6 protein-coding genes and 1 pseudogene are annotated in these 7,950 nt (G+C 43.5%); 3 read left to right on the top strand and 4 right to left on the bottom strand.

From position 1 onward, the window contains the following. The 3 genes and pseudogenes from FTU17_RS16255 to FTU17_RS16245 form a co-directional block, all read left to right on the top strand. Window positions 1-96 (top strand): annotated as a pseudogene (locus FTU17_RS16255) (IS1595 family transposase); the annotation flags it as partial. A gap of 217 nt (window positions 97-313) precedes the next feature. Further along, entirely contained in the window at window positions 314-2,722 is a 2,409-nt protein-coding gene (locus FTU17_RS16250; RefSeq protein WP_180136031.1) for a YgiQ family radical SAM protein, read from the top strand. 434 nt (window positions 2,723-3,156) lie between these two features. After that, the gene (locus FTU17_RS16245) at window positions 3,157-3,699 is read left to right on the top strand and encodes a DUF2726 domain-containing protein (RefSeq protein WP_078189487.1); all 543 of its coding nucleotides are present in this window, start codon (window positions 3,157-3,159) and stop codon (window positions 3,697-3,699) included. Between the two features lie 79 nt (window positions 3,700-3,778). Here the strand turns inward: FTU17_RS16245 and FTU17_RS16240 are convergent, their stop codons facing one another. From FTU17_RS16240 to FTU17_RS16225, 4 genes are all read right to left on the bottom strand, one after another. Further along, window positions 3,779-4,135 (bottom strand): RidA family protein, encoded by a 357-nt coding sequence (locus FTU17_RS16240; RefSeq protein ID WP_180010720.1) that lies wholly within the window; start codon window positions 4,133-4,135, stop codon window positions 3,779-3,781. 29 nt (window positions 4,136-4,164) lie between these two features. After that, window positions 4,165-5,481 (bottom strand): shikimate transporter, encoded by a 1,317-nt coding sequence (shiA, locus tag FTU17_RS16235; protein ID WP_180136033.1) that lies wholly within the window; start codon window positions 5,479-5,481, stop codon window positions 4,165-4,167. Between the two features lie 235 nt (window positions 5,482-5,716). Beyond that, a complete protein-coding gene (gene dinB / locus FTU17_RS16230; RefSeq protein WP_180105622.1) occupies window positions 5,717-6,772 on the bottom strand; it encodes a DNA polymerase IV in 1,056 nt (351 codons plus the stop codon). Window positions 6,773-6,823: 51 nt separating this feature from the next. Continuing rightward, window positions 6,824-7,807, bottom strand: a complete 984-nt coding sequence (locus FTU17_RS16225) for an MBL fold metallo-hydrolase (RefSeq protein ID WP_180136029.1) — start codon at window positions 7,805-7,807, stop codon at window positions 6,824-6,826. Window positions 7,808-7,950 lie beyond the last annotated feature (143 nt).

The raw sequence follows: 7,950 nt of genomic DNA, 5'->3' as shown, positions 1-7,950 counted from the left end.
AAAGAGTATTTTGATTATCATCTTAAAGAAACAGAATGGCGTTGGATGAGGGAGCCTAATGAGCTAGCAACAGAGTTGTGGGACCTCATTAGGTAAAACTAAGTGCAAATCTGCTAGTCTAGAGCCTCTTGTTTTATAGTCGTGCTACAGCACTATTACATCTGATGTCTATATAAAACAATTCAATGATTCTGTAGCTATTGTATAAATTATAATCAAGCATGATGAATGGAATTCATGGTAAAATGATCGGCTTTCATCTTCTTTGATCTTTTTTTAGATCATTCCATCTGCCAGCCGAGAATTGCTAGCCATGTCTACTGCTTATACTATGCAGACTGCGCCAAAAGCGTTGTTTGATTACGACAAATATTGGGCGTCTTGTTTTGACCCTGCGCCATTTTTGCCGATGTCACGCGAAGAAATGGATCAACTCGGTTGGGATAGCTGCGACTTTATTTTGGTTTGCGGTGATGCGTATATCGATCATCCATCATTCTGTTCAGGCATTATCGGCCGTACCCTTGAAGCACAAGGTTTCCGTGTCGGGATTATTGCTCAGCCAGACTGGACCAATGTAGAAGCCTTCCGTGTATTGGGTAAACCAAATATTGCTTGGGGCGTGACAGCCGGCAACATGGATTCGATGATCAACCGTTATACAGCTGACCGTAAAATCCGTTCAGATGATGCGTATTCTCCGGATAATCAGCCGAATAAACGTCCAGACCGCGCAGCAACAGTCTATTGCCAGCGTGTGCGTGAAGCTTATCCAGATGTGCCTGTATTATTGGGCGGTATTGAAGCCTCGCTGCGCCGTATTGCACATTATGATTATTGGTCAGACAAAGTCCGCCGTTCAGTATTGATGGACTCGAAAGCCGATCTATTGATGTATGGTAATGGTGAACGTTCAATCACGGAAATCATGCATCGTTTGGCTCGCGGTGAAAAAATCCAAGAGATTACGGATGTCCGCGGTACTGCATTTATTGTGAATAAAAATAACCGGGCTTCAAAAGCGAAGTTTATTGAAATCGCATCAAATGATGTCGATGCGATTGGCCGTGTCGATCCGATCATTAACCCGTACGTGATGACTGAAGACCTTGAAGGCTGTGAAATCGAGAAAGGCAAAGACAGCGTTACGCAATATCAAGGCTTCCAAAAAGAAGCGGTAGCAAATCCGATTGTTCGTGAAGGTGATAACTTAGACGCCGATACGCAAATCGTGCAGCTGCAGCCTGCATCAAAAGCCATTAAGCATAAATTGCCGCCGCGTGAATTGGCGGTGATTCGTTTACCTGCCTATGAAGATGTGGCGAATGATCCTGTGCTGTATGCACATGCCAACCGTATTTTGCATTTGGAAACTAATCCGGGCAATGCGCGCGCGATGGTGCAAAAGCATGGTGAACGTGATGTTTGGCTGAATGCACCGCCGATTCCATTGACTACAGAAGAAATGGATTATGTGTTTGACTTGCCGTATGCACGTCTGCCGCATCCAGCTTATGGTGAAGCGCGTTTTCCTGCCTTTGACATGATTAAGTTCTCTGTAAACATTATGCGTGGCTGTTTTGGCGGCTGTACCTTCTGCTCAATTACAGAGCATGAAGGGCGTATCATTCAAAACCGTTCTGAAGAATCGATTTTGCGTGAAGTTGAAAAAATTCGTGATACCGCACCGGGTTTTACTGGGATCATTTCTGACTTAGGCGGTCCAACGGCCAATATGTACCGTTTGGCATGTAAAGATCCTGAGATTGAAAAGAACTGCCGTAAGCCGTCGTGTGTATTCCCAGGTGTATGTCAAAACTTGCACACCGATCATGCGCCTTTAACCCAGTTATACCGTAAAGCGCGTTCATTGCCGGGGATTAAAAAGATTCTAATTGGTTCTGGTTTACGCTATGACCTTGCGGTGTTAAACCCAGAATATGTCAAAGAATTGGTGACACATCACGTCGGCGGTTACTTGAAGATTGCGCCTGAACATACCGAAAAAGGTCCATTATCGAAGATGATGAAACCGGGGATCGGGACCTATGACCGTTTCAAACAAATGTTTGATCGTTTTAGTAAGGAAGCAGGGAAAGAGCAGTATCTCATTCCTTACTTTATTGCAGCGCATCCGGGTACGACGGACTATGACATGATGAACTTGGCGATTTGGCTGAAGAAGAATGGTTTCCGTGCCGATCAGGTGCAAACCTTCTATCCATCACCAATGGCGACTGCAACGACCATGTACTACACAGGTAAAAACCCGTTGGCTAAAGTGGCGCGTTATACCGAAAATGTCGATATCGTGAAAGGTGAAAAACGCCGTCGTTTGCATAAAGCCTTCTTGCGTTACCATGATCCAAACAACTGGCCGTTGCTACGTGAAGCGCTCAAAGAAATGGGGCGTCAGGATCTGATCGGGAACTCAAAACAGCATTTGATTCCGACGTATCAGCCTGCTGGCAGTGCTGAGGGTCAATACCAATCTGCACGTAAAAAGAACTCAAGCATTGCGGGTGATTCACAAAAACGTACAGGCGAACAAGGTAATCGGACTAAGGCTGCTCAATCGCGTCCGTCAAATACCAAGCGTCCTGAGCGCGGTCAAATCTTGACGCAGCATACTGGTCTGCCGCCGCGTGAAACGGGTGATGCGAAAAAACCTTTTGGTGGTCCGAAACCCAAAGGAAAATCAAAGCCTAAATCACGTGCTTAAAATGATTAAATAAAAAAAGACACTTCGGTGTCTTTTTTTATGGCTGATATGCTCGGCAGCATCAGACAGTTTGCATTTTTATATGTTGTTACAAGCTCAATGCCATATGTGTGTCGGTTATCTCAATGAAATACGAGCAAAATTTGACAGCTTATCGGAATTGTCTGACAGTGAGAGGAAATGCACTTGCTGTCGTTTTAGCGAATGATCTAAAGTATCTGTATATAGCAATGGATGCTATTACTCTGAACGAAGTGGCATGTGATGTTTGACGCTTTAAGTTTGCAACTTTTTGTCAGTTTAAATACGTATTGTGTGAAAGTTAGAGTTATTTTTTTTAATAGGAAATTAAAAAAATAATACTGGTTGTATACTTCGTATTCATAAGAAGTATGTCAAAAACCAAAAATATAAGAAATATAAAGGATTATGAGATGACTATATACATAGTAATAGGGAGTATTTTACTCTTCTGTGTGCTCATAATGGCTTGGAAAAGTTTAGAAGGTGATTCTAAGCAACAAGATAGCGCATTGAAACAACGTGCTATTTTCAACATTAATGAGCAATTAACCTACACGCGTTTAAAAGAAATTTTGCCTAAGCATACGATCCTTGCGCATGTGTCTTTTGATGCACTGTTGACCACGAAATATTATCGTACGCGGAACAAGTATCGAAATATGGTGGCGGACTTTGTCGTCCTAGATGAACAGCATCAGATCTTGGCGATCGTCGCTTTAGATGATCCGATGGTGCTAAAACGGATGCAGCAGTCGCAATATCAAGATGCTTTGCTCGCTTTGGCAGGCTATCGTGTCATTCGTTATGATGATGTGCCTGAGTACGTTCAATTACGCGAAGACTTCTTAAATGAGCAGCGTGTACAAGCGCCATTTGTACCGGTTAATGATTTGAAAAAATATCATTTATATTCAGATTTGGAACGTAAAAAGATCAAAATTATTGGATCTTAGGGATTCAAAGAGCAAAGCCTTTTGCAAAAAAAAGCATGTCTTTAGACATGCTTTTTTTATTGTTATTCAGGCTTAATGGTTATTCAGGCTTAACGGCTACGACAGTTAATTCTACCCGTACACGCGGGTCGTATAATTTGGCTTCGACACAAGTTCTGGGTAATGCTTCAATGTCTGACACCCACGCATCCCATACTTCATTAAATGCGGCATAATCCTGTTCAATATCTTTAAGATAAATGGTCACTGACATAATCTGGCTTTTATCTGTGCCGGCATCTGCAAGGAATTGATCAATGATCTCAAATGTTTGCTGTGTTTGTCCTTTGATGTCTAAATCAAGGTCTGTTGCCAATTGACCTGCCAAATGGACCAATTGACCTGAAATAGCGATTTCGGAAAAGCGTTTTGAAACATGCAGGCGTTGGATGGTCATGCGGAATATCCTGAAAGCAAAAAGGTCACTTAATCTTGAGTTTTAGGCATTGTAGCTGCAACCAAGGCCGTCAATAAACAGCCAACAGCAAGGTAAATTGCTACATAATGCCATGAACCATCACCCCAAATCACCAAAGCTGCTGCAATCATTGGGGTAAAGCCACCACCGATAATACTGGCCACTTGATAGCCGACACCTGCGCCACTGTAGCGATAGGTGGTACCAAACAGGGAGGTGAAAATCGGCTGGTGTACACTCACCACCATATCATGGGCAATATTGGCAAGGAAAATTGCACCGACAATAATTAGCCAAGTATTTTGTGCATCAAGGGCCATGAAGAAGGGAAAAGCTGAAAGCGCACCAATCAATCCACCCAGCACGCACATTTTACGATGATCAAATCGATCTGCTAGCCACGCAAAGAGGGGAATGCTGAAGCAGCTAATGGCACCAACCATTAAGGTGATATTGAGGAAGAACTGTTTGTCCATGCCCAATTGAGCGGTGGAATAATTCAGTGTAAAGTTCGTCACCAAATACATGGTGAGTAACTCGGTCAGGCGCAGCGCAATAATGTAGAAAAAGGCTTTTGGGTGTTGGCTAATCGCTTGCAGAATCGGTAATTTTTGTAGCGTTTGTTGAGCTTTGACCACATGGTCGACAAATTCTTGTGATTCGTCTTGATCACGTCGAATCCACATCGCGATAGCCAGCAAGATAATACTGGCAATAAAGGGAATTCGCCATGCCCAATCAGCAAAAGCATCTTCACCCAAAGTGGCAATAATCAACGACACAGCGCCTGTTGCCAGAACGAGTCCGACGCCATAGCCAATTTGTACACCACTGCTGTAAAAGGCTTTTTTGCCTTTCGGGGCATTTTCTACGGCCATCAGAGCCGCACCGCCCCATTCACCACCAACCGCAAAACCCTGTATTGCTCGAAGTGTCACGAGCAGGATCGGGGCCCACCAACCGATGGCCGCAAAATTGGGTAATAAACCGATACCGACAGTCGAAATGCCCATCAGGATGACGGTGAGCACCAACATTTTCTTACGACCCAGCTTGTCACCAAAATGTCCAAACACAATGCCGCCTAATGGACGGAATAGGAAGCCGACGCCAAATGTGGCTAAAGCAGCAAGTGTGCCCATATTGTTGCCAATACTGGGGAAAAACTGATCTTTGAAAATGAGTGCGGCAACAATGCCATAAAGTAAAAAATCGTACCAATCGACTACGGCACCAATGAAGCTACTTAATGCGGCTTTACGAGCGCGTTGTTCTTGATTTTGTGAAATATTTTGAGGATTTGGAGCAGATTTTTCAGAAGGCATACAGCGGGGTATTCCATGATTGACAACAGAGTTGCCCTGTAATATTCGGATTTGATCGTCACGCCAATCACAGGACAGCATGCTGAAAGTAAAGGTGATTTTCAGCATCTCAGCGCATACACGGATAATGTAGTGCGCTGATAGAGTACTCTAATTTTAGGCTTTGTGAATAGCTAATTGCTTTAATTTTGTTCTTCTGCCTAAATCTTAAGCAAATATGATCTTCTTGAAGTTTTTAGAGCAGCGAAAGTTGTGCTTCTTGGTTTTGCGCACTTAATTGATAGACCCCTACGCCAATCAGGCGAAATTGATCTTCCTCAGAAATATGCATTTCATGCAGTAATTGCTGTAACACCTGCGCAAGGTCTTCACGATGATTCAGTGACGTTTTAAAACTCTTACTGTGCTGTAGCACTTGGAAATTCTTCAGTTTTAATTTGGCCGATACACCACGTGCGCTTAACTGCTTTTTTTCTAAACTAGACCAAACTTGGTCAATCAGTTTGGGCCAATAGGGCCGACATTGGCTCAGGGTGAGATCATCATCAAAAGTGGTTTCTTTGGAAATCTGTTGACGCTCGCGGCTAGATTGGACCGGTCGTTCATCAATCCCTTGTGCATACAGATAGAGTTGCCGTCCATATTTACCGAAATGATGAATCAGAACGGCTTCTTCAATTTGTTGTAAATCACCTAATGTATTGAGTTGCATGGCTTTTAATTTTTCTTGAGTGACTTTTCCCACGCCAGGAATTTTTTTCAGTGCCAAGTCATGGATGAAATGCAGAACTTGTGAAGGTTTGATAATACAAATGCCATTGGGTTTGTTCCAATCAGAAGCGACTTTAGCCAAAAATTTGTTGGGCGCGACACCTGCGGAGGCAGTTAAACCAGTGCTTTGTAAAATCTCTGCCTGAATTCGCATAGCGACTTCGGTGGCGCTCGGGATGTGTTGTAAATTTTCTGTGACGTCCAAATAAGCTTCGTCTAAAGACAGCGGTTCAATCAGCGACGTATATCGTTGAAAAATGGCATGAATTTGTGCCGAAACGGCACGATATTTTTCAAAATTAGGTTCAATCACCACGACCTGTGGGCAGAGTTTACGGGCCTGTGCCATCGACATTGCAGAGCGTAAACCAAACTCACGTGCAGGATAGGACGCGGCACAGATGACTGCACGAGGGTGATGTGAAGACACAACAACAGGAAGCTGCTTGAGTTCTGGACGTTCCCGCAGCTCTACAGATGCAAAAAATGCATCCATGTCGATATGTATGATTTTCCTCATGCCTAGTTAGATCAGTGCCTAAAAATTGAATGTCAGTATCGCACAGTCAATCTAGCGCTTTCCTGAATTTTTTAACTCAAACGACACAGGTTGACTGAGTAAAACCACCTTGGTGTTTTGAGCTGATGCCGAGCGTATAAATAGATTTAGGCTTTGAGGGGTGTCATCGGCAAAACGGGGCAAAAATTCGAGCTCTGGATTCAGTGGTTTGAAAAAATTATCCCAATGAATTGGAATCACGGTGCTGGGTTGAAGAGTCGCTAAGGTTTCTTTGAAATATTGCTGTTGAAACGCTGCCGTTTGCTTGGAAAGTTGGGCGAAGCCTAGAAATAAAGTATCGACTTTTAGTTTTTGCAATTGTTTGGGCACAGCACCCGTACTGGCTTTGACTAAACTGTAATGCGGCCCATGTTGGATGAGATAGTCATATGATCCACCTTCTTTAAACTGACTAAAATGTGCAGGGAGTTGTAGTGGCTGCGAAATTTGTTCCCCCAAATCATCATTAACGGCCGTTGGCGGAGTATGTTGCGAGGGGATCGCAGTAATGGTGAATTTACCGATTTGCATCGGCTGCCAAGCTTGAACTTCGTGCAATTGTGATTCAGCGATTGGCATTGCCCGTGCGATATTTAAGGTGCTTTTAGAGCCGACAATCATGGCCTTGGGGAGCTGGTGGGCCAACATTGGAATATCGAGCGCATGATCATAATGTGAATGAGTCACGAAAATAGCACGAGTGCGTTTTAAGTCGTATTGGTCGATATAGCTGTGTAATAAAGGCTGATCACTTTGGATTTGAGTGAATATGGTTCGACTGAGCGATGGCCGACTAAGGAAGCCATCGATGAGGATTTGCTCTTGACCATCGTCAAACAGTAAGGTGGAAACGCCAAAGAACTTTACGTGATAGGGCGCCGCTGAGTGAGTATCTGTAGTGATTTGTGTGGGATGTTGATAATGCCATGTTTTAAACGCTGCCAGGGTCCCTGAAGGTTGGATCAAATAAGCCAATATCCCGATGGCGAGGATCATAAAGACTGAAAATATAATAGGACTTACGCATTGACTGATTCAAAAAAGTATTAAAATACTTTATAAAGTATCTGTGATCAGACGAATTAAACATGCTTCTACAGCAACTTGTACATTACCCATTTATATGGGCTTTCTCATGA

This window comes from Acinetobacter sp. YH12070 (genome assembly GCF_013419625.1).
In the GTDB taxonomy this organism is placed as follows: domain Bacteria; phylum Pseudomonadota; class Gammaproteobacteria; order Pseudomonadales; family Moraxellaceae; genus Acinetobacter; species Acinetobacter amyesii.
The sequence above is the reverse complement of the archived record's forward strand: the minus strand, read 5'-3'. Positions and strand labels throughout refer to the sequence as shown.